General features: G+C 74.3%; 15 protein-coding genes and 1 pseudogene. 10 read left to right on the top strand and 6 right to left on the bottom strand.

Going from position 1 to position 20,629, the window contains the following annotated elements; all coding sequences use genetic code 11:
- Window positions 1-62: 62 nt before the first annotated feature.
- The gene (locus AB0A69_RS33170; protein ID WP_361429731.1) at window positions 63-1,481 is read left to right on the top strand and encodes a HEAT repeat domain-containing protein; all 1,419 of its coding nucleotides are present in this window, start codon (window positions 63-65) and stop codon (window positions 1,479-1,481) included.
- Window positions 1,482-1,600: 119 nt separating this feature from the next.
- Window positions 1,601-1,867 (top strand): annotated as a pseudogene (locus AB0A69_RS33165) (hydantoinase/oxoprolinase N-terminal domain-containing protein); the annotation flags it as partial.
- Here AB0A69_RS33165 and AB0A69_RS33160 read toward each other — a convergent pair.
- Genes AB0A69_RS33160 through AB0A69_RS33145 form a run of 4 tightly spaced genes read right to left on the bottom strand, consistent with a single transcriptional unit; the run spans window position 1,866 to window position 5,474 of the window.
- Window positions 1,866-2,732: a biotin-dependent carboxyltransferase family protein gene (locus AB0A69_RS33160; RefSeq protein ID WP_361429729.1), complete on the bottom strand. Its 867-nt coding sequence runs from the start codon at window positions 2,730-2,732 to the stop codon at window positions 1,866-1,868. The pseudogene AB0A69_RS33165 and the gene AB0A69_RS33160 overlap by 2 nt on opposite strands.
- Window positions 2,729-3,370, bottom strand: coding sequence for a 5-oxoprolinase subunit PxpB (gene pxpB, locus AB0A69_RS33155; RefSeq protein ID WP_361429746.1), 642 nt, complete (start codon window positions 3,368-3,370; stop codon window positions 2,729-2,731). Before pxpB ends, AB0A69_RS33160 begins: the two co-directional genes overlap by 4 nt.
- Window positions 3,371-3,405: 35 nt before the next feature.
- Window positions 3,406-4,170, bottom strand: coding sequence for a 5-oxoprolinase subunit PxpA (locus AB0A69_RS33150; protein ID WP_361429727.1), 765 nt, complete (start codon window positions 4,168-4,170; stop codon window positions 3,406-3,408).
- Window positions 4,171-4,193: 23 nt separating this feature from the next.
- Window positions 4,194-5,474: an MFS transporter gene (locus AB0A69_RS33145; RefSeq protein ID WP_361429725.1), complete on the bottom strand. Its 1,281-nt coding sequence runs from the start codon at window positions 5,472-5,474 to the stop codon at window positions 4,194-4,196.
- A gap of 168 nt (window positions 5,475-5,642) precedes the next feature.
- On the opposite strand from AB0A69_RS33145, the gene AB0A69_RS33140 reads away from it, so the two are divergent.
- The 4 genes from AB0A69_RS33140 (at window position 5,643) to AB0A69_RS33125 (ending at window position 14,114) form a co-directional block, all read left to right on the top strand.
- Complete coding sequence (locus AB0A69_RS33140; RefSeq protein WP_361429723.1) at window positions 5,643-6,362, top strand: GntR family transcriptional regulator; 720 nt, start codon at window positions 5,643-5,645, stop codon at window positions 6,360-6,362.
- 109 nt (window positions 6,363-6,471) lie between these two features.
- Window positions 6,472-7,998 (top strand): hypothetical protein, encoded by a 1,527-nt coding sequence (locus tag AB0A69_RS33135; RefSeq protein ID WP_361429721.1) that lies wholly within the window; start codon window positions 6,472-6,474, stop codon window positions 7,996-7,998.
- A gap of 472 nt (window positions 7,999-8,470) precedes the next feature.
- Window positions 8,471-9,373, top strand: a complete 903-nt coding sequence (locus AB0A69_RS33130) for a hypothetical protein (RefSeq protein WP_361429719.1) — start codon at window positions 8,471-8,473, stop codon at window positions 9,371-9,373.
- A 28-nt stretch (window positions 9,374-9,401) separates the two neighbouring features.
- The gene (locus AB0A69_RS33125) at window positions 9,402-14,114 is read left to right on the top strand and encodes a hypothetical protein (protein ID WP_361429717.1); all 4,713 of its coding nucleotides are present in this window, start codon (window positions 9,402-9,404) and stop codon (window positions 14,112-14,114) included.
- Between the two features lie 351 nt (window positions 14,115-14,465).
- On the opposite strand, the gene AB0A69_RS33120 is transcribed toward AB0A69_RS33125, so the two are convergent.
- Complete coding sequence (locus tag AB0A69_RS33120; RefSeq protein ID WP_361429715.1) at window positions 14,466-14,942, bottom strand: hypothetical protein; 477 nt, start codon at window positions 14,940-14,942, stop codon at window positions 14,466-14,468.
- A gap of 383 nt (window positions 14,943-15,325) precedes the next feature.
- Here AB0A69_RS33120 and AB0A69_RS33115 point away from each other — a divergent pair, with 383 nt between their 5' ends.
- Genes AB0A69_RS33115 through AB0A69_RS33100 form a run of 4 tightly spaced genes read left to right on the top strand, consistent with a single transcriptional unit; the run spans window position 15,326 to window position 19,656 of the window.
- On the top strand, window positions 15,326-18,169 hold the full coding sequence (locus AB0A69_RS33115; RefSeq protein WP_361429713.1) for a nitrate- and nitrite sensing domain-containing protein: 2,844 nt from the start codon (window positions 15,326-15,328) through the stop codon (window positions 18,167-18,169).
- Entirely contained in the window at window positions 18,166-18,621 is a 456-nt protein-coding gene (locus tag AB0A69_RS33110; protein WP_361429711.1) for a roadblock/LC7 domain-containing protein, read from the top strand. Before AB0A69_RS33115 ends, AB0A69_RS33110 begins: the two co-directional genes overlap by 4 nt.
- 11 nt (window positions 18,622-18,632) lie before the next feature.
- Window positions 18,633-19,061, top strand: coding sequence for a DUF742 domain-containing protein (locus AB0A69_RS33105; protein ID WP_361429709.1), 429 nt, complete (start codon window positions 18,633-18,635; stop codon window positions 19,059-19,061).
- Window positions 19,042-19,656, top strand: coding sequence for an ATP/GTP-binding protein (locus AB0A69_RS33100; protein WP_361429707.1), 615 nt, complete (start codon window positions 19,042-19,044; stop codon window positions 19,654-19,656). The genes AB0A69_RS33105 and AB0A69_RS33100 overlap by 20 nt, the downstream gene beginning before the upstream one ends.
- 47 nt (window positions 19,657-19,703) lie before the next feature.
- On the opposite strand, the gene AB0A69_RS33095 is transcribed toward AB0A69_RS33100, so the two are convergent.
- Window positions 19,704-20,507, bottom strand: coding sequence for a M15 family metallopeptidase (locus tag AB0A69_RS33095; protein ID WP_361429705.1), 804 nt, complete (start codon window positions 20,505-20,507; stop codon window positions 19,704-19,706).
- Window positions 20,508-20,629: the final 122 nt, after the last annotated feature.

The raw sequence follows: 20,629 nt of genomic DNA, 5'->3' as shown, positions 1-20,629 counted from the left end.
GGCACCCCACCGTTCACCGGGGACCCCCGGTTGCGTCGACAGCTTGATGTGAGGCATTTTCCATGTTCGATCCGGTCATAGCGCCGAGCGGTACGCTGCTCGGCCTGTTGCAGAGGGGCCGCGGCGACGGCACGCTGCACGCGCTCGCCGCGCCACGCGCGGAGGCCCTCGCCGCCCTCAACCACTGCGTCCTGAACGACCCGCGCCAGGACTGGCAGGTCGAGAACCGCTCCCTCTACTACGCGCGCCTCTACCTGGACCTGCACGGTGGGCTCGACGCCGTCGAGGCCCATCTCTTCGGCCCCGAGGACCACCTCGACACGGACGAGTCCCGTACCGGGCTCGCCCTCGCCGTACTCGGCCACCTCGCCTCGTACGGCCGTGCGGACGCCCTCGTGCTGCTGCGCGGGTACGCCGAGACCGGCGCCAACTGGACCTGGGCCCTCGACGAGCTCGCGCTGCGCGACGACGACTCCGCGCTGCGCGCGCTCGCCGAGCCCGTACTCGCCCGCTTCCCGGCCACCCCGGAGGGCGACGCCGAGCTCGCCGCCGCCGTACGCGACGCCTTCGAGCCCCGCCCGTGGCGGCTGTGGGCCGAGGACCGGCGGGACGCCGTCGGCGCCCGGGTGCGCGCCGCCCAGGAACGCGGCTCCTTCGACCGCTGGCAGCGCCAGATGCGCCCCACGGGGCCACGCCCCGGCTGGAGCGTCCAGGCTGTCTTCGACTGGGCCGAGGAGGGCCTGGAGCGCGGCTCCGCGCTCCACGTGCCCGCCGCCCGCTGCCTGACGGCCGTCGCGGGGCCCGAGGACCGGACCCTGATCCTCGAAGCCGCCCGCAGCGGCTCGGACGGCGCCCGCTGCGCCGCCCTGCACTACCTGGCCGAGGCGCGGGACCCCGCCGTCCTGGACCTGATCGAGGCCGCCGCGGGCGACGGCTCCCGTACCGTCGCCGACGCCGCCGTCGCCGCCTTCGAGCGGATGTGCGGAGAGGCGGCCGTCGACCGGGCACGCGGCTGGGTGCACCGGCCCGACGCGCTCGGCGGCTCGGCGGCCGGCGTGCTCGCCTCCCGGGGCGGCCCCCAGGACGCCGCCCTGGTGCTCGGCGCTCTGCGCGAGGCCGTACGGACCCACGGCCCGGACGCGCTCGCGCTCTACCCGCTCGTCGACGGGGCCGGCCGGCTCGGCATCGCCTGCGCCGCACCCGTCCTGCGCCACATCTACCGGGAGACCGCGGCCTCCCAGCTGCGCGGCCGCACGGCCCGCGCCCTCGCCGCGACCGACCCCTCCTTCGCCACCGGCTTCGCCGTCGAGTGCCTGTGGGACTGTGAGGAGACCACCAGGGAGATCGCCGCCCTGCACGCCGAGACCGGGGACATACGCGTCGCCGAACGGCTGCGCCACCTCGCCGCCGACCCGGCGGAGGAGGACGAGGTGCAACTGGCCGTACGCAGCAGGATCGGTCCGGACACACCGACCGGCTGAGGCCACCGCGCCGACCGGCCACGCTGCCCCGCCGCGCTTGACCCCGGCGGCTGCTCCCGGCGGTTGATCCCGCCATGGGGAAACGCCCGCGTGGCGCCGTCCTCACCGAGAATGGGGAGATGACCGGGCGCTGGGAGTTCTGGATCGACCGGGGCGGCACCTTCACCGACATCGTGGCCCGGCGCCCCGACGGGCGCCTGGTCACGCGCAAGCTGCTCTCGCCCGACCCCGAGCACCCCCGGGACGCCGCCGTCGCCGGAATCCGGCTGCTGCTCGGGCTCCGCCCGGGCGAACCCGTACCGGCGGAGCGCGTCCACTCCGTCAAGATGGGCACCACGGTCGCCACCAACGCCCTCCTGGAGCGGCGCGGGGAACCCACCGTCCTCAGGACTGAACCACGAACCGCACCGGCGTCCCCGGCACCGCCTGCGCCGCGGCCGCCAGGTCCCGCTCCCGGACCACCGCGACCACCGGATAGCCGCCGGTCGTGGGGTGGTCGGCGAGGAACACCACGGGCCGCCCGTCCGGCGGTACCTGGATCGCGCCCAAGACCATGCCCTCGCTGGGCATCTCACCGGCGACGGACCGCTCCAGCGGCGGCCCCTCGGTGCGCAGCCCGATCCGGTTGCTCGCGGGGGACACGCGGTACGTGCGCGTGGCGAGGGTGCGGAGCGCCGCGTCCGTGAACCAGTCGTGGCGCGGGCCCAGGCGCACCCGCAGGACCAGCTCCTGTGGCGGGCCGGGCCAGGGCACGGTGTCGTACAGGGCCGCGGCCCCGGACGGCGCCCGGCCCAGCGGCAGCACGGCCCCGTCCCGCAGCGGCGCGGGGCCCAGCCCCGAGAGCAGGTCCGTGGAGCGGCTGCCCAGCACCGGCTCGGCGGCCACACCTCCGGCGAACGCCACATAGGAGCGCAGACCGCGCACCGCCGCGCCCACCTCCAGCACGGCCCCCTCGGGCACGCGTACCGCCGCGCCCCAGGCCACCGGCCGCCCGTCCACGGTCACCGGGCACGGAGCGCCGCCCACCGCGACGGTCACCGCGCACCGCGGCCGCACCGCACAGCCGTTGACGGTCGTCTCCAGCACCGCCGCGCCCACCGGATTGCCGACCAGCCGGTTGACGAGCCCGCTCGCATACGGATCGAGGGCACCCGAGCGCGGCACGCCCAGGTGGGCGTGGCCGAACCGTCCCCGGTCCTGCACGGTGGTCAGCGCCCCGGCCCGTACGACCGCGAAGGCACGGTCGGTCATCTGCCCTCCAGACGGTCGCGGGAGCCGGGCTCGGGAACGAACCGCACCCGGGTGCCCGGCGCCAGCAGCGCCGCCGGCTCGCGCGCCGGGTCCCACAGCACCAGGTCCGTCGACCCGATCAGCTGCCACCCACCCGGCGAGGAGCGCGGGTAGACACCGGTGTACGCGCCCGCCAGCGCCACCGAACCGGGCGGGACGGAGGTGCGGGGGGTGGAGCGGCGCGGCACCTCGTACCGCGCGGGGAGGCCGGTCAGATAGCCGAAGCCCGGTGCGAAGCCGCAGAACGCCACCCGATACTCCACCCCGGAATGGATCCTCGCCACCTCCTCCGCCTCCACGCCCCACAGCGCCGCCACCACAGCCAGGTCCGGACCGTCGTACCGGACGGGAATCTCCAGAACCGGGTCCACGCGCGCGTGCAGTGGCTCCATCTCCCACCGGGTGACCTGCTCCGCGAGGCGTCCGGGGTCTTCCACCCCGTCGAGCAGCACGGTCCGCGCCGCGGGCACGATCTCCCGTACGGCGGGGAGCGCGCCGGACGCACGGCGGCGCAGCACCTCGGCGTGGAAGGCCTGCGCCTCCTCACCGCTGCCGAGCTCGACCAGCAGGGCCCGTTCACCCACGGCCAGCGCCCTGATGGTCGACCTCACGCCCGGCCCCATGCCCGGCGTCCTCATACGAACGCCTCCACCCGCACACCCGAGTCCTCCAGACGGGAACGGATCTCGCGGGCCAGCTCCACCGCGCCCGGCGTGTCCCCGTGCAGGCACAGGGAACGGGCGTGGACGGCGACCGGTCGGCCGCACCGGGAGGTGACCTCTCCGAGCGTGGCCATGGACACCGACCGCTCCACCACGGCCGCCGGATCGGTGATCACGGCCCCCTCCTCGCGCCGCGGCACGAGCGTCCCCGCGGCGGTGTACGCCCGGTCCGCGAACGCCTCCGCGACGACGGGCAACCCCGCTTCGCCCGCCGTCTCGTGCAGCCGCGAGCCCGGCAGACCGAGCACGGGCAGCCGCTCGCCGGTCAGCAGCACCCCGTCGACCACCGCCTGGGCCTGTTCCTCGTCGTGGACCACGCGGTTGTAGAGCGCGCCGTGCGGTTTGACGTACGACACGCGAGTCCCGGCCGCTCTGGCGAACACCTCCAGGGCGCCGATCTGATAGGCCACTTCGGCGGCCAGCTCGTCGGCGGGCACGTCCATGGAGCGCCGCCCGAAGCCGGCCAGGTCACGGTAGGAGACCTGGGCACCGATCCGGACCCCCCGCTCGGCCGCCAGCGCGCAGACGCGCCGCATGGTGACCGGGTCGCCGGCGTGGAAGCCGCAGGCGACGTTGGCGCTGGTGACGACGGACAGGAGCTGTTCGTCGTCCGTGAGCCGCCAGCGGCCGAAACCCTCGCCCAGGTCGGCGTTGAGGTCGATCGAGGACCAGGTCATGGTGATGTCTCCTTGGGAGTGCGTCAGGCGAGCTCGCGGCCCCGGGTCTCCGGCAGCCCGAGCAGAGCCAGCACGGCGATGCCGTACCCGATCGCGCCGAAGACCAGCGCCCCGCCCACGCCCCAACTGTCGGCGAGGAAGCCCACCAGCGTCGGGAAGAACGCGCCGACCGCGCGGCCGGTGTTGTATGTGAACCCCTGCCCGGTGCCACGCACCGCCGTCGGGTACAGCTCCGCCAGGAACGAGCCGAACCCACTGAAGATGGCCGACATGCAGAAGCCGAGCGGGAAGCCGAGCACGAGCAGCAGTCCGTCGGCGCCGGAGGGGATGTTGGTGTAGGCGAGGATGGACAGCGCGGACAGGAAGGCGAAGATCACGATGTTGCGCTTCCGGCCGAGCCGGTCGGTGAGGTAACCCCCCGTCAGGTAGCCGATGAAGGCACCGGATATCAGGAAGGTCAGATAGCCGCCGGTGCCGATGACCGTCAGACCCCGGTCGTCCTTGAGGTACGTCGGGACCCAGGTGGCGAGGGTGTAGTAGCCGCCCTGGACGCCGGTGGACAGCAGCATCGCGAACAGCGTCGTCCGCAGCAGTCCCGGGCGGAAGATCGCGGTGAAGGAACCGCGCTCGCGGCTCGCCGCGCGCACCTGGGCGACGTGGGGCGCGTCCTCGACGTTCCTGCGGACCCAGATGACCAGGAGGGCCGGCAGCGCGCCCGTCCAGAACATCACGCGCCACGCGGTGTCCGCGTCGAGGGAGTGGAAGACCAGCGTGTAGACGACGACCGCGAGCGCCCAGCCGACCGCCCACGCGCTCTGGATGCCGCCCAGCGTGCGGCCGCGGTGCTTCGCGGAGGCGTATTCGGCGACCAGGATGGCGCCCACCGCCCACTCGCCGCCGAAGCCGACGCCCTGGAGGGCGCGGAAGACGAGCAGCGTCTCGTAGTTCGGCGCGAAGCCGCACAGGACGGTGAACAGCGCGTACGTGATGACCGTGATCATCAGTGCCTTCACCCGGCCGATTCGGTCGGCGAGGATCCCGGCGAGCACGCCGCCGACCGCCGAGACGACGAGGGTGACGGTGGTGAGCAGTCCGGTCTGACCGCTGGTGAGGCCGAAGTAGGCCGATATGGCCACCATGCTCAGCGGCAGCGTGAAGAAGTCGTAGGAGTCCAGGGCGTACCCGCCGAACGCGCCACCGAAGGCGCGCCGGCCGCGCGGCCCGAGGGCGCGCAGCCAGGCGAACGCGCCCTTGTCCTCGGGCTGTTCGCCCTGGGTGGCCTGAGGGGTCTGGGTCGTACTCATCGGCACCTCGCGTAAGAGGGGAGGAGCGGAGCCGTGCGGTAGCCCCAAGGTAGGGGATTGTTGAACGATCCGACAAGGGGGTTGTCCCCCGTTCCGACCTGAGGTTTTCCTTCTACGATGAGCGGGCCGAGGCGGCGACGGGTGCGGGACGGCGGGAAGAGGTGCGTGGTGAGTGCGACGGGCTCCGAGGCGGCCGGCGGACTGGCGGACGACCGTGCGCTGCTGGGGCGTACGAGCACGGCCGAGCGGGTCGCCGACATCCTGCGCACCCGCATCGCCGAGGGCTTCTTCCAACCCGGCGCCCGGCTCTCCGAGGACAGCATCGCCGGGGCGCTCGGGGTGTCGCGCAACACCCTGCGCGAGGCCTTCCGGCTCCTCACCCATGAACGCCTGCTCGTCCACGAGCTCAACCGCGGCGTCTTCGTGCGGGTCCTCACGGTTGACGACGTCGTGGACATCTACCGCACGCGGCGGCTCGTCGAATGCGCCGTCGTCCACGGCCTGGGCAAGCCGCCGTTCGAGCTCCACGGTCTGATCCTGGCGGTCACCGGCGGGGAGCGGGACGCCCGCGACGGCGACTGGAAGGGCGTCTCCACGGCCAACATCCACTTCCACCGCGAGCTCGTCGCCCTCGCGGGCAGCGCGCGCACCGACGAACTGATGCGCTCGGTCCTCGCCGAACTCCGCCTTGCCTTCCACAGGGTCGACGACCCCCGCGCCCTGCACGAGCCCTATCTCATGCGAAACCGGGAGATTCTCGACGCCTTGCGTGCCGGTGAGCGGGTGAAGGCGGAACGGCTCCTCGCGGACTACCTCGACGACTCCCGCGACCAGCTGGTCGACGTCTACGCACACCTGGTCGAGCCGGACGCCGGACCCGGCGCCTGACGAGCACCGGCCCCGGGCGGTGTTCCGGTGAGGTGCCCCGGGGGCGGCCGGGACGGGGCCGTCTGCGCCGTTTCGACCGTTGTCAGTCCGAGGACCTAATCTGTGCAGCGTGACTTCGCCTGTCTCGACGGATCTCGCTCCGCCCCAGCTCAGCGCGGGGCCGCGGCCTGCTCAGGGCCCGGCCGCCGACGAAGGGCTGGCGCGGCGGCTGCGTGCGCTCGCGTGCACCGCGCCGCTGCACGACCTGGACGCCCGCAAGGCGAACCTGGCGGGGGAGTACTCGGTCTACGGCATGGCGGAGATCGCGCTCTCCGCGATCGACCTCGTCACGCTCAACATGGACTTCGACACCGGCGCCGACCACGAGCAGATCGTCGCCCGGCTGCTGCCGAGGGTCGCCGCCCAGGCCCCGCAGCGGCCCACCGCCGAGCACGAACGGGTCGCCCGCTGGGTCCTCGAGAACCTGATCAACGTCGGCAGCGTCGACCGCGGCTTCCGCGCCGTGTACGGCACCTTCGGGCCCGACGGCGTCTACGTGCGCCGGGACTACGACTTCAAGCTCCTCGAGGAAGTCCCCGGCTACGGCGGCACCGTCTACCTCCGCACCACCGACGAAGCGGTCAACGTCCTCGTCGGAGCGCTCGACACCGATGTCACCAGCGCCCAGATCGCCGCCGAGGTGAAGCTGGAGGTGCTCATCAGCCGCGGCCGCCTCGCCGACGCCCAGCTCGCCGCCGAGCAGGCGCGCTACCGCACCGTGCAGTACGCCGAGACTCTCCGCAAGACCCTGGAGGCCACCCGGCGCAACGTCCGCGCCGTCGACTGGCTCCAGACCGTGCCGGACATGATCGAGGAGGCGCTCGCACACGTCGCCGACCGGTACCGCCACGAGAACGCCATCCTCACCAACATCCGCAAAGCGCGCGACGAAGCCGAGGACCAGGAGCACAAGCGGCGCGCCGCCGAGCTCGTCGACATCGTCAAGGACTGCATCCGCCGCCACACCCAGCTCCAGTCCCGGCTGCTGGAGGCCGGCCCGCTGTTCCGCGCCGAACAGGACCGGCAGGCCTTCGCCACCCCCACCGCCCGTGCGGGCCTCGACCTGTACGGCCAGCTCGTCGCCCCGCTGCTGCCGCTCCCTCTCGAGCAGTCCCTCCGCGTCACCGACGCCTACTTCGCGCACGGCACCGGCCTGCGCACCCCCGCCTCCGTACGCCTCGGCGACCTGGTCGACCTGCTGCTCACACCGCCGCTGGAGCGCGAGCACCTCGGCGCCGAGATGCCCGAGCCGGACCTGATCGCCACCCCGGACGACAGCCGGTTCAGCGAGGAGCAGCTCGCCGCCGCCATGGAGCTGCTCGACCTGGAGCACGACGCCCCGCGCCGGCTCTCCGGCCTCCTCGCCGAAGCGCGCCGCCGCGACCCCGAACTGCCGTACCTCGTCGCCCTCCTGGCGATCCACGCGGCCAGTCCCCCGGTCGGTACGGCCTACCGGCAGGGCGAGGAGCGGCTCCTCTTCGCCGTCGACGACGGCACCGAACTGGACGATCCCGAGTTCGGCGGCGCCGACCTGATCGTCGGTACGGCCCTGCTGGACGCGGCGGGCATGGCCGCGGACCGCACGGACGCGACATGACGCGCCGCCCCGCGCCGCAGCGGCGGCGACCTCACGCCCGGACCGACCGCCCGGCAGCGTCCCGGGCCCTACGCCCGGCTCTGCCCCATACCGACCGCCCGGCCCTGCCCCGGACCGCTCGCGCGGCAGCTCCCCGGACCGACCGCCCGGCCCTGCCCCGGACCGCGCGCCCGGCACGGCGCTGGACCGCGACGCGCCCCACACGACGTTGGACCGCGACGCGCCCGACCCGGCGCTGGACCCCGACGCGCCCGACAGCGCACCGGACAGCACGCGTGCTCGCGCCCGCGCCCGCACCTCTGCCGGCACCCGGACCGGCGCCCGCCGCCGTTGCCGTAGCCCGTGCCGGGCGGCGCTTCCGTACCGTGGGCCACCTCCGCGCCGAGCGCCGACCGAGTACCGAGCGCCGTCTCCGTACCGCGCCCCGCCCCCGCACCCCGTACCGACCCGCCCCCAGCAAGGAGCCCCAGCCGTGAGCGACCACCACGCAGAGCACGCCGACGCGTGGAGCGAGCTCGACGCCCCGCAGGCGTCCGAGCCCGCCGCCTCCGGCACCGTCACGCCCGCCGACGCGGCCGACGCCGCCCGGCTCGTCTCCTTCGGGCTCCAGCCCAAGCTGCTCCCCGCCCGCGACGCCGAGTACGCCGACCTGCTGCGCCGCTACCGCGAGGAGCCCGCCTTCGCCCGCCTCGCCGACGCCGTCGCCACCGGCCTCGGGCTCATCGTCCTGGAGGTCTCCCCGCGCGCCGGCATGGCCGTCACCGCCGGCGAGGACTCCGTCTTCGCCGTCCGCATGGGCGACTACGCCCGCCGCGCCTCCACCGACTCCGCCGACCGGTTCCTCCACGGCCTCGCCCACCTCGCCGTCGCCGCCCTGGCCTTCCCCCGCCCCGAGGACCTCGCCGACGACACCTACATCGGCCGCATCACCGTCAACGGCGTGGACGCCTTCGTCCGCCAGGCGTGCCGCCGCCTGGAGGAGCGCGCCGAGCAGCAGGGCGAGAACACCGACCCGGCCACCGACGCCCCCGGACTGGAGGCCGCCTGGCGCATCTACGCCCGGCGCAGCGCCACCGGCGCCACCAAGGACGCCCGCCGCCTCGCCGGCTCCACCACCGGCATCATCGGCAAGGCGGTCGCCTTCCTCACCGAATCCGGCTTCCTCCAGCGCACCGGCGACGAGGGCGGCGGCTCCTACCGCACCACCGCGCGCTACCAGCTCCAGGTCCGGGACATGGCGGGCAACGCCGCCATGGCCGAGCTGCTGGAGCTGGGCGTCGTGCCGGTGAGCGACGGCTCCGCCACCCTCCTGCCGCCGCCCGACGGAGACGACCTCGACCTCGTCGCCGACGCCGGCCTGCCCTTCCACGCGTAACCCAGACCAGAAGCGAAAGTCCGCCGCCATGTACGAGCTGTCCCGGGTCCGCCTCTACTCCATCGGGCCCGCCGGTGCGCGCTACGCCGACACCGTGCTGGACCTGCGGGGAGTCGGCGCGCCCGTGCCCCACCCCGCCCCCACCCAGGCGGAGTTCTTCGAGGAGGAGCCGGTCGGCCCGCCGCGTCGCCCCGCCCCCGCGGGCGTGCTCTTCCTCGAGAACGGCGGCGGCAAGTCCGTCCTCCTCAAGCTGATCTTCTCCGTGATGCTGCCGGGCCACCGCAACACCCTCGGCGGCGCCAGCTCCGGCGTGCTGCGCAAGTTCCTGCTCGCCGACGACTGCGGCCACGTCGCCCTGGAGTGGCAGCACACCCTCACCGGTGAGCTCGTGGTCGTCGGCAAGGTCAGCGAGTGGCGCGGCCGGCAGGTCTCCAACGACCCGCGCAAGTTCGCCGAGGCCTGGTACTCCTTCCGCCCCGGGCCCGGCCTCAGCCTCGACTCTCTCCCGGTCGCCGAGTCCACCGCCGTCCGCGCGCCCGCCGAGGGCGTCTCCGGCGCCCAGGGCCGCCGCCGCACCATGAAGGGCTTCCGCGACGCCCTCACCGAGGCCGGCAAGGCGTACCCGCACCTGGAGGTCTACTGGGAGGAGATCCACGACCGCTGGAACGAACACCTCGGCGACCTGGGTCTCGACCCCGAACTCTTCCGCTACCAGCGGGAGATGAACGCCGACGAGGGCGAGGCCGCCGGCCTCTTCGCGGTGAAGAAGGACTCCGACTTCACCGACCTGCTGCTGCGCGCGGTCACCGACACCCGCGACACCGACGGCCTCGCCGACCTCGTCAGCGGCTTCGGCAACAAGCTCGGCCGCCGCGCCGAACTCACCGCCGAACGCGACTTCACCGCCGGTTCCGTGGATCTCCTGGGCCGGATCGTCGAAGCCGCGGACACCCGCGCCCGCGCGCGCGACGTCCACGCCGGAGCCGAGCGCCGCACCCGTACGCTCGCCCGCCGTCTCTCCGCCCACGCCGCCGAGGAGCGCGGCCGCGCCGCCACCCTCGCCGAGCAGGTCACCGCTGCCGCCGACACCGTCACCGAGGCCGAGCAGGTCCGCGCCCGCGCCTCCCACATCGCCGCCGAACTGGCCTACCGCCACGCCTCCCTGGCGCTCACCGCCGCCGAGAAGGGCGCCGCCGCGCAGCGCCGCGAGCTGATCGACGCCCGCACGCTGCACTCCGCCTGGCAGGCCACCGAAGTGGTCCTGCGCCACCGCGCCGCCGCCGACCGCTCGACGCGTGTGTCCGCCGCCATCCGCGAGGCCGAGCGGGACGCCGCACCCGCGCTCGCCGCCCGCGCGAAGGCCGCCGCCGACCTCGTACGGGCGCTGCACGCCGCCGCCGCGGACGGGGAGCGGCAGGCCGATGAGGAGGAGGAGCGCTCCGCCGCCCTCCAGGAGGCGGCCGAGACCGCCCACCGCGACGCCACCGCCGCCGCCACCGAGGCCCAGCGCGCCCGCAGCGAGGCCGGTCACCTGCGCCAGCGCCTCGCCGAGGTCGAGCAGGAGACCGCCGAGGCCGTACGCGCGGGATGGCTCGACGACACCGCCCCCGACGCCGACCCGGCGCGCGCCGCGCTCGCGGCCAGCGACGCCGAAAAGACCACCGTCGCCGCCTGGGACGAGGCCCGCGAAACCGCCCGCGCCGCGGCCGAACGCGCCCGCGAGGCCGCCGCCGCCGAGTCCCGCGCCGAACTGGCCGCCGCCCGCGCCGCCGACGCCGCCCAGGCCGCCGAGAACGCCTACCAGGCCGAGCGCCGCGCCGCCGACTCCCTCGCCGCCGAGGAACGCCTCGCCGAACTGCTGAGCCTGCCCGGGCCGACCCCGCCCGGCACCTCGGTCGTCCCGGCACCCCGCCGCGGCGACGGCGACCCGTCCGATCAGGACGCGGTATCCGACGGCACCGACGGCATCGACGGCGCCGCGACCGGAACCCGCCCCGCCGCCCAGGGCCCCCTCACCGCCGAGGAGCTCGACCGGTACGCCGACGAGCTGCGCGACCTCCTCGACCAGGGCATCGCCACCGCCGAGCGCAAGCTCTTCGAGCTGCGCACCGCCGCCGCCGACGACTCCCGCATCCTCGGCGCCCTCGGCGACGGCGGCCTGCTGCCACCCGGCCCGGACGTCCTCGCCACCGTCGAGTTCCTCGGCGAACAGGGCATCCCCGCGCTCCCCGGCTGGCGCTACCTCGCCCAGGCCGTGGACCCGGCCGACCACGCCGCCGTCCTCGCCGCCCGGCCCGAGCTGGTCGACGGTGTCGTGATCACCGACCCCGTCTCGTACGCCCGGGCCCGCGAGGCCCTCGCCGACGCCGCCCTGCTGCCCCGCTCCGCCGTCGCCGTGGGCACCGCGGCCGCGCTCCTCGCGCCCGTGCCGGCGCCCACGGACACGGACACGGACGTGTTCCTCGTGCCGCCGAACCCGGCCATGCACGACGAGCACGCCGCCGACGAGGAGCGCCAGGCCCTGCGCGCCCGCGCCGCCGCCCGCGACGAGGAGATCCGCGCCCTCGCCGCCCGCCTCACCCGCGACCGCTCGCTCGCCGCCCGCATCGGCTCCTGGCGCGCCGACTGCCCGCCCGGCATGCTCACCGAGCTCGCGGAAGCCGCCGCCACCGCGCGCGTGGCCGCCGAAGCGGCCGAGGCCGCGCTCGCCGAAGCCCGTACCGTACGGGCCGAGGCGGAGGAGGCGGCCGCCGACGCCGCCCGCGTACGCGACGAGCGGCAGGACGCCGCGCAGCGCGCCCGCCGTGTCGCCGACGCCCTCGCGGGCCTGGCCTTCCGGCTGCGCGAACGGGCCGGCTGGCAGGCCCGCCTGCGCGAACTGGCCGACGAGGCCGCCGAGTACGAGGCCCGCGCCCAGACCTGCCTGGAGCGGGCACGCGCCGCCGACGAGGACCGCCGCGCCGCCCAGCGCGCCGCCGACGACGCCCACCGCACCGCCCGCGCCCTGCGCGCCGAGCGCTCCGAGATCGCCGGCGCCCCGGAGAACCTGCCGGAGGAGGACGGCGACGCCCCGCGCGTACCGTTGGCCGCCCTGCGCGAGGCGTACCGCGCCGCCTCGCAGCTGTACGAGAAGGTCGGCGTCGGCGCCGACCTGCGCGCCGAGCAGGCCCGCGCCGAGAGCGACGAGTCCGCCGCCCTCGCCGAGCTCGACCGCCTCACCAACAAGGTCCGCACCCGCGCCGAACAACTCCTCCAGAGCCCGGACGGCGCCGACGGCCCCTCCCGCCAGGCCGCCGCCGCCCGCGCCGAGTCCCTCGTCCAGATGCTGGAGACCCGCGCCTCCGAGGCCAGCGAGAAGCTCGGCCGTCTGCGCGGCGAGGCCGAACGCCTCGCCCCCGCGGACGGCGAGTCGCACACCGAGCTCCCCGAGGAGCTCATCCCCACCGAGCCCGACCACGCCCAGTCCCTCCTGCGCTCCGCCACCGCCGATCTGGCCGCCCGCACGGACGAGCTCGAAGCCGCCCGCGCCTCGCACGCCCGTCTCGTCCAGGCGCACCGCGCCGCCGAGGACGCCGCCGGCGGCTTCGACGAGACGGCGGCGCTCCTGCGCGACCTCCTGCGCGACCACGCCACCGAGGAGGAGCCGGAGGCCCCCGAGCCGTACCCCGGCAGCCTGGAGGAGGCGCGGCAGTCCGCCGCCGAGGCCCGCCGCTCCCTGCGCGGCTGCTCCCAGGACCTGTCGGCCGCCGAGGCCGCCGTACGCGAGGCCTGCGACGTCCTCATCCGGCACGCCAACTCCACGCGGTACGAACAGGTCCGCACCCCGGCCCGCCAGCAGATCCGTGAACTGCCCGCCTCCGCGCTGCCCGAGCACGCCGCCAAGTGGGCCGAGGCGTTCGCGCCCCGGCTGCGCGTGCTCACCGACGAGCTGGCGCAGCTGGAGCGCAACCGCGACTCCATCGTCGACCGGCTGCGCGGGCTGGTGGAGTCCGCGCTCACCACGCTCCGCTCGGCCCAGCGCCTTTCCCGGCTGCCCGAGGGGCTCGGCGAGTGGTCCGGTCAGGAGTTCCTGCGCATCCGGTTCGAGGAGCCCGACCAGGCGACGCTGACCGAGCGGCTCGGCGAGGTCATCGACGAGGCGACCCGCGCCGCCGTCAAGAAGAACTCCGACCTGCGCCGCGACGGCATGTCGCTGCTGCTGCGGGGCGTCCAGGCCGCCCTGCAGCCCAAGGGCGTGGCCGTGGAGATCCTCAAGCCCGACGCGGTGCTGCGCGCCGAGCGCGTACCGGTCGGGCAGATGGGCGACGTCTTCTCCGGTGGGCAGCTGCTCACCGCCGCCATCGCGCTCTACTGCACGATGGCCGCCCTGCGCAGCAACGACCGGGGCCGCGACAAGCACCGCCACGCGGGCACGCTCTTCCTCGACAACCCGATCGGCCGCGCCAACGCCACGTACCTGCTGGAGCTGCAGCGGGCCGTGTCGGACGCGCTCGGCGTCCAGCTGCTGTACACGACGGGCCTGTTCGACACGACCGCGCTCGCGGAGTTCCCGCTGGTCATCCGGTTGCGCAACGACGCGGACCTGCGCGCGGGGCTGAAGTACATCAGCGTCGAGGAACACCTGCGGCCCGGGCTGCCGCAGCAGAGCCCGGCGGGGGAGGCGGCCGTGCACGGCGAGATCACGGCGACGCGCATGTTCAAGCGCACGCCGGCGCCCGAGCCGGCGCCCTCCGCGGAGTAGCCGCGGAACCGCCGCCGGATTCCGGGCCCGCCGGAGCGCGGGCCGGTCGGCGGACTGCTGGGCGTTGCGGCGCAGCAGCCCGGTGATCGTCAGGGGCCCGCCTCGCGGCGCCCCGGGCCGGAGACCGGCTCCTGCCGGGCACCGCCGCCCGGGCAGGCACTGGCAGCCGGGCAGGCACGAGCGTCTGGGGCAGGCACCGCCGCCCGGCCAGGCGCCATTGCCCGGCCAGGCACCGCCGCACGGGCAGGTTGCACCGGCCAGGCGCCATTGCCCGGCCAGGGCACCGCCGCCCGGGCAGGCACCGGCACCTGCCAGGCACCAGCGCCCGGCAGGCACCGGCTCCGGTGTGCCTCAGGCCCGGGAGAGCGTTCCCGCGCCCTGCCGCCCGCGGCCGGAACCCGAACGGGAACCCGCGCCGGTACCGGCACCCGCGCCGGCCTCCTCCCCGCCTAGCCGTATGCGTGCCGCCTCCCGCGCCGCCCGCGTCTGCACGCGCGCCGCCCGGCGGGCCATACGCCGCTCACGCCGCAGCTGACGCGCCGTGCTGCTCGGCACGGAGACGACACCATGGCGCTGGTTCCACACCTGCCGGGTGACCCACACGTCCGCCGCCGCCCACGTCGCCACCACCGTGCTGGCGATGCTGCTCAGCACCATCGGAAACGCCAACCACGAGCCCGCCAGCGTGCACAGGAACGCCACCGTCGCCTGTATCAGGGTCAGCGAGGCGACGAGCACGGCACGCACCGCCGCCGTACGGACCGGATCGGGCAGCCTGCGCCGCGTCGCCGGTTCCTCCACCCACAGTTCCCGCCGCTCCGTCGTCATCGCAACCGCCACTCCCCACAGCCGACCGTTTTCAGGGTGGCTGCCCGTCATGAGCCGCTTTACGCCGACAGTTCCGCGCCTCCCCTGTTCGTAGACGTCCGGCCGACGGCGAAGATTCCCCGCGGAACGCACAGTTCCAGCCAACCGTTACCGCCGGGCACATGTCGCCCCGCCAGGGACCATCCACCGCAGACGGAAGTGCCAGGGCGGCGAATACCCGGAAAACCCGTGATCGACGCCCCGTCCCGCGGCTGAAAATCGCCCGGACGCACCTTCGAGATGCCTGCGATGCAGTAGTAGGCTCGCGCCGTTTGTTGATGTGTTGATGTGTACACCCGCGCCGGACGGCACCCTCACCGGTCGGGTCCGAGCTGGGGGAGGCCATGCGCTTTCGCGGGAAGTCGATCCGCAGGAAGATCGTGGCGTTGCTGCTCGTGCCGCTCGTCTCCCTCACCGGGCTGTGGGGGTTCGCGACACTCCTCACCGGCCGGGAGGCCGACCAACTCCTCGACGTCGGCTACATCGTCGAAAAGGTCGGCTACCCCCTGGAGGACACCGTCCGCGTCATCCAGCGGGAACGCCGCCAGACCCTCGTCTACCTCGCCGATCCACGCGCGTCCGACGCCCTCCCCACCCTGCGCCGCGAACAGGCCGCCACCGACCGGACCATCGCCCGCATCCGGGCCAACGCCGCCGACTCCGGCGTCACCGACGCCATGCAACCCCAGGCGGCCCGTCGGCTGAGCTCGCTCCTCCAAGCCTTCGACGGCCTCTCCGGACTGCGCCGTTCCGTCGAGAACCGTGCCGTCGGCCGCATGCAGGCGCTCGAGTTCTACAACCGCCTCGTCGACCCCTGCTACACCTTCCTCCTCAACCTCCACGCCCTGGAGAACGTGGAGATGGACAAGCAGGGCCGCGCCCTCGTCGGCGTCGTGCGTGCCCGCGAGATGCTCTCCCGCGAGGACGCCCTCGTCTCCTCCGCCCTCATCAACAGGCGTATCACCCCCGAGGAGATCCGCGCCCTCACCGACCTCGTCGCCCAGCGCCGGCTCTTCTACGAGGTCAACCTGGAGCTCCTGCCCGGCTCCGAACGCGAGCTCTTCGAGCAGTACTGGCGCAGCCCCGCGACCGAACCGCTGCGCGACGCCGAAGAGGCGCTCATAGCCGCCGGCGCCACCGAGACACCCCGCACCGTCCAGGCGTCCCACTGGCGGGACGCCGCCACCCCGGTCCTGGACCACCTCGCCTCGGCCAACACCGAGGCGGGCGACCGCTACCAGGACCGCGTGCAGCCGACCGCGTACAACGTCCTGCTCAAGGCGGGGATCGCCGGTGTCCTCGGCTTCCTCGCGCTGCTCGTCTCGATCATCGTCTCCGTCCGCATAGGCCGCGACCTCGTCCGCGACCTCCGGCGGCTGCGCAAGGAGGCCCAGGAGGTCTCCGGCGTACGCCTGCCGAGCGTGATGCGCCGCCTGGCCGCCGGCGAACAGGTCGACGTCGAGACCGAAGTGCCGCAGCTCGAGTACGACAAGGACGAGGTCGGCCAGGTCGGCCAGGCCCTCAACACCCTGCAGCGCGCCGCCGTCGAAGCCGCCGTCAAGCAGGCCGACATGCGCCGCGGCGTCTCCGAGGTCTTCGTCAACCTCGCCCGCCGCAACCAGGTGTTGCTGCACCGCCAGCTCACCCTCCTCGACACCATGGAGCGTCGTACGGAGGATACGGACGAACTGGCCGACCTGTTCAAACTGGACCACCTGACCACGCGCATGCGCCGTCACGCCGAGGGCCTCGTGATCCTCTCCGGTGCCGCCCCCTCCCGCCAGTGGCGCAAGCCCGTCCAGCTGATGGACGTGGTACGGGCGGCGGTCGCCGAAGTCGAGGACTACGAACGCATCGAGGTGCGCAGGCTGCCGCGCATCGGGGTCAGCGGGCCGGCCGTCGCCGACCTCACCCACCTGGTCGCCGAACTCCTGGAGAACGCCACGGTGTTCTCCCCGCCGCACACCGCCGTCCAGGTGCACGGCGAGCCGGTGGCCAACGGCTTCACCCTCGAAATCCACGACCGCGGGCTCGGTATGGCCCCGGAGGCGCTGCTCGACGCCAACCTGCGTCTCGCCGAGACACCGGAGTTCGAACTCTCCGACACCGACCGGCTCGGCCTCTTCGTGGTGAGCCGGCTCGCCCAGCGCCAGAACGTACGGGTGTCGCTCCAGCCCTCCCCGTACGGCGGCACCACCGCGGTCGTCTTCATCCCGGCCGCGCTGCTCACCGAGGCGCCCGAAACCCAGGGCTCGGGCTTCCGGCTCGACCGCAAGGGCGGCGACCGCAGGGCCGGCGACCGGAGGACCGGCGACCGCAAGGCGCTGGACCGCAAGACGCTGGACCGCGGGGCGGTCGACGGCCGCACCGACGAGGTGCCGCCCCGGCGCGCGGCCCTTTCCCAGGTGCCCTCCGGGCTCGACCCCTCCCTGCTGGACGGCCCCGTCGAGCTGGAGCCTCCGGTCGGCGCCCTGCCCTTCGACGACGCTCTCACCGGCCCTCTTACGGGTCCCCTCGGCCGCCTGGGCGACATCGCGGACCTCGCCGACCTCGCGGACATCGACGAGACGGAGAGCGAACGGGGCGGACTCTTCCGCCCCAGGAGCCCGTTGCGTCCGGTCACCGGCCGCTCCTCCGCGGCCTCCGACGAGACGCAGCACCACCAGACGGCCGACCAGGCCCGCGAGCGCCAGGCCGACGGCCCCGTCCCGCTGCCCCGCCGCAAGCCCTCGGTCCCGACCCTGATCGCGCACCGCGGCCGGCGCCTCGACGAACGCGGCCGCGCCCACCCCGCCACCGAGGGCACCGCGGAGCAGAGCCGCGGGGCGCACGGCTCCGACCCGGAGGCCACCCTGCTGCTCGGCGGCCTGCCCCGCCGCGTACGGCAGGCCAGCCTGGCCCCGCAGCTGAGGGACACCCCCGACCGGTCCGCCGACCGATCTACGGACCGGTCCGCCGCAGGGGACGCCGAACGCGACGCTGGACGCGACGCCGGGCGCACCGGTGAGCGCGCCGCCCGTCACGACGCCGAGCGTGACGCCGAAGCAGTACGCACCCGCATGGCCGCCATGCAGCGCGGCTGGCAGCGCGGGCGCCGGGAGAACGCCGAGGGCGACGCCCCGCCGGCACCCCGCGCGCTCCGCGGTGAGACAGCACCACGAACGACACCGGAGGGGGACGGTCCATGACCGCACCGAACGCCGCAGCAACCACGTCGACCGGCTCGCCGGGCGCGCCAGGTTCAGCAGGCCAGCTGAACTGGCTCCTCGACGAACTCGTCGACCGCGTCGGCTCCATCCGCAAGGCGCTGGTCCTCTCCAGCGACGGCCTGCCCACCGGCGCCTCCCAGGACCTCAGCCGTGAGGACAGCGAGCACATGGCGGCCGTCGCCTCCGGATTCCACAGCCTCGCCAAGGGCGTGGGCCGCCACTTCGACGCCGGACGGGTCCGGCAGACCGTCGTCGAGCTCGACGACGCCTTCCTCTTCGTCACGGCGGCGGGCGACGGCAGTTGTCTCGCCGTCCTGGCGGACGCCGACTCCGACGTCGGCCTCGTCGCGTACGAGATGACGCTGATGGTCAAGCGGGTGGGGGCCCACCTGGGGACGGCGCCGCGGACCGGACTGACCGCAGGAGGATAACGGGGGATGCGATGAGTGACGCAGCAGGGCAGCACAGCCGGCACAGAGGCCGGACCCGCCGGGAGCCACACCACTGGTTCGACGACGAAGCGGGCCCCGTGGTCCGTCCGTACGCGATGACCCGCGGCCGTACCAGCAGCGCCACCCGCCACCGCCTCGACCTGATCGCGGTGGTCGTCCCCGAACCCGCGGCCGAGGACCCCGGCCGCGACCAGATGCTCTCCCCGGAGCATGTGGAGATCGTCGAGCGGTGCAGCGACTTCCCCCAGTCCATCGCCGAGCTCGCCGCCGGACTCGACCTCCCCGTCGGGGTGGTCCGCGTCCTGGTGGGCGACCTCGTCGAGGACGAACTCGTCCACGTAACCCGTCCCGTCCCGCCGGCAGAACTGCCGGACGTGAACATTCTGCGTGAGGTGATCAATGGCCTTCGGGCGCTCTAGCTCCCACCGCGCCAATCGGCCGGTGGTCGAGCCGGTGACACTCAAGATCCTCGTCGCGGGCGGGTTCGGAGTGGGCAAGACGACCCTCGTCGGCGCGGTCAGCGAGATCCGGCCGCTGCGCACCGAGGAGACCCTCACGGAGGCGGGCCGGCCCGTCGACGACCTGCACGGCGTCGAGTCGAAGTCCACCACCACCGTCGCCATGGACTTCGGGCGGATCACCCTCCGCGAGGACCTGGTCCTGTACTTGTTCGGTACGCCGGGACAGGACCGCTTCTGGTTCCTGTGGGACGAGCTCGCGCAGGGTGCGCTCGGCGCGGTGGTCCTCGTGGACACCCGCCGCCTGGAGGACTGCTTCGCCGCCATCGACTACTTCGAGCGGCGGGGCATCCCCTTCGCGGTGGCCGTGAACCGCTTCGAGGGCGCGCCCGCCTTCCCCGCCCAGACGGTGCGGGCGGCGCTCGACCTCGACCCCGAGGTGCCGCTGCTGATGTGCGACGCGCGCGAGCGCGCGTCGGTCAAGGAGGTGCTGGTGGCGGTCGTCGAGCACGCCCTGACCCTCGCCGACCGGCAGCGCGAACCGGCGGCTCCCTGAGGACCCCGCGCCCCCGGACGGCGGGTGGCACGTCTTCCAGCGTCGGTTCAGCGCCCGGCCACCGAACGCCGTGCCACCGGGAAGTCGAAGTACGTCTCCGGGAAGGGTTCCGGCTTGTACGTGAAGTGCCACCACTCCTCGGGCAGGTTCACGAAACCCTGGGCGGCGAGCGTGCTCTTCAGCAGCTGCCGGTTCGCGCGCTGGACCCCCTGGATGCGGGGATCGTCCGTGTGGGACAGCGTGTCGAAGCAGTCGAAACCCGTGCCCATGTCGAGGGAGTTGTCGGGGAACCGCTCCTCGCGGGGCGCGTAGCAGGGCACCAGCTTCTCGCCCGGCACGTACGGCCGTGTCGGCGGGGCGGGCAGCTTCACGATCGTGAGGTCGACCGTCGAGCCGCGGCTGTGCCCGGACTTCTCGGCGATGTAACCGTCCGCGAAGAGCCGCGACTTGTCCACGAGCGGATAGAACTCCGCTTTCATCCGCTCGGCCTGGAGGTCCTTCGCCCACCGTACGAAGTGGTCCACCGCACGCTGCGGCCGGTAGCAGTCGTACACCTTCAGGGAGTACCCCTGCCGCAACAGCCGCACCTGGGCCCGGTGCAGCGCCTGCGCGGCCGGCCTGGTGAGGATGCACAGCGGCTGCCGGTACCCGTCCACCGGCTCGCCGACGAAGTTGTGCGCCGTGGTGTAGCGCATCTCCTGGATGATGGTCGGATCCACGGAGCGCAGCGCCACGAACTCTTGCGGCGCCTTGGGCTCGGGCGTGGCCTGCGCGGCGGGTGCCGCCGCCACGGAGAGGAGCGCGGTGGCGGCCGCCACGAGCGCGCGGAGAGCGGTACCGAGTCGTGTCATGCTCACGGATCTACCAGCTCCGCCCGGACGGGTACAGCCCGCCTCGCCCTGAGGCCCCTCGCCCTGAGAGCCCCTCGTCCTGAGCCTGCCTCGTTCTGAGACGCCCTCGCCCGAGCCGGCCT

This window comes from Streptomyces sp. NPDC045431 (assembly GCF_040646655.1).
Classification (GTDB): domain Bacteria; phylum Actinomycetota; class Actinomycetes; order Streptomycetales; family Streptomycetaceae; genus Streptomyces.
This window is presented reverse-complemented; position numbering and strand designations above follow the sequence as displayed.

What these genes read in the sequence shown, in the direction of transcription:
- AB0A69_RS33170 (WP_361429731.1), top strand. Translation starts at nt 63, where the DNA reads ATGTTCGATCCGGTCATAGCGCCGAGCGGTACGCTGCTCGGCCTGTTG.
- AB0A69_RS33160 (WP_361429729.1), bottom strand. Translation starts at nt 2,732, where the DNA reads ATGACCGACCGTGCCTTCGCGGTCGTACGGGCCGGGGCGCTGACCACC.
- AB0A69_RS33150 (WP_361429727.1), bottom strand. Translation starts at nt 4,170, where the DNA reads ATGACCTGGTCCTCGATCGACCTCAACGCCGACCTGGGCGAGGGTTTC.
- AB0A69_RS33145 (WP_361429725.1), bottom strand. Translation starts at nt 5,474, where the DNA reads ATGAGTACGACCCAGACCCCTCAGGCCACCCAGGGCGAACAGCCCGAG.
- AB0A69_RS33125 (WP_361429717.1), top strand. Translation starts at nt 9,402, where the DNA reads ATGTACGAGCTGTCCCGGGTCCGCCTCTACTCCATCGGGCCCGCCGGT.
- AB0A69_RS33120 (WP_361429715.1), bottom strand. Translation starts at nt 14,942, where the DNA reads ATGACGACGGAGCGGCGGGAACTGTGGGTGGAGGAACCGGCGACGCGG.
- AB0A69_RS33115 (WP_361429713.1), top strand. Translation starts at nt 15,326, where the DNA reads ATGCGCTTTCGCGGGAAGTCGATCCGCAGGAAGATCGTGGCGTTGCTG.
- AB0A69_RS33110 (WP_361429711.1), top strand. Translation starts at nt 18,166, where the DNA reads ATGACCGCACCGAACGCCGCAGCAACCACGTCGACCGGCTCGCCGGGC.
- AB0A69_RS33105 (WP_361429709.1), top strand. Translation starts at nt 18,633, where the DNA reads ATGAGTGACGCAGCAGGGCAGCACAGCCGGCACAGAGGCCGGACCCGC.
- AB0A69_RS33100 (WP_361429707.1), top strand. Translation starts at nt 19,042, where the DNA reads ATGGCCTTCGGGCGCTCTAGCTCCCACCGCGCCAATCGGCCGGTGGTC.
- AB0A69_RS33095 (WP_361429705.1), bottom strand. Translation starts at nt 20,507, where the DNA reads ATGACACGACTCGGTACCGCTCTCCGCGCGCTCGTGGCGGCCGCCACC.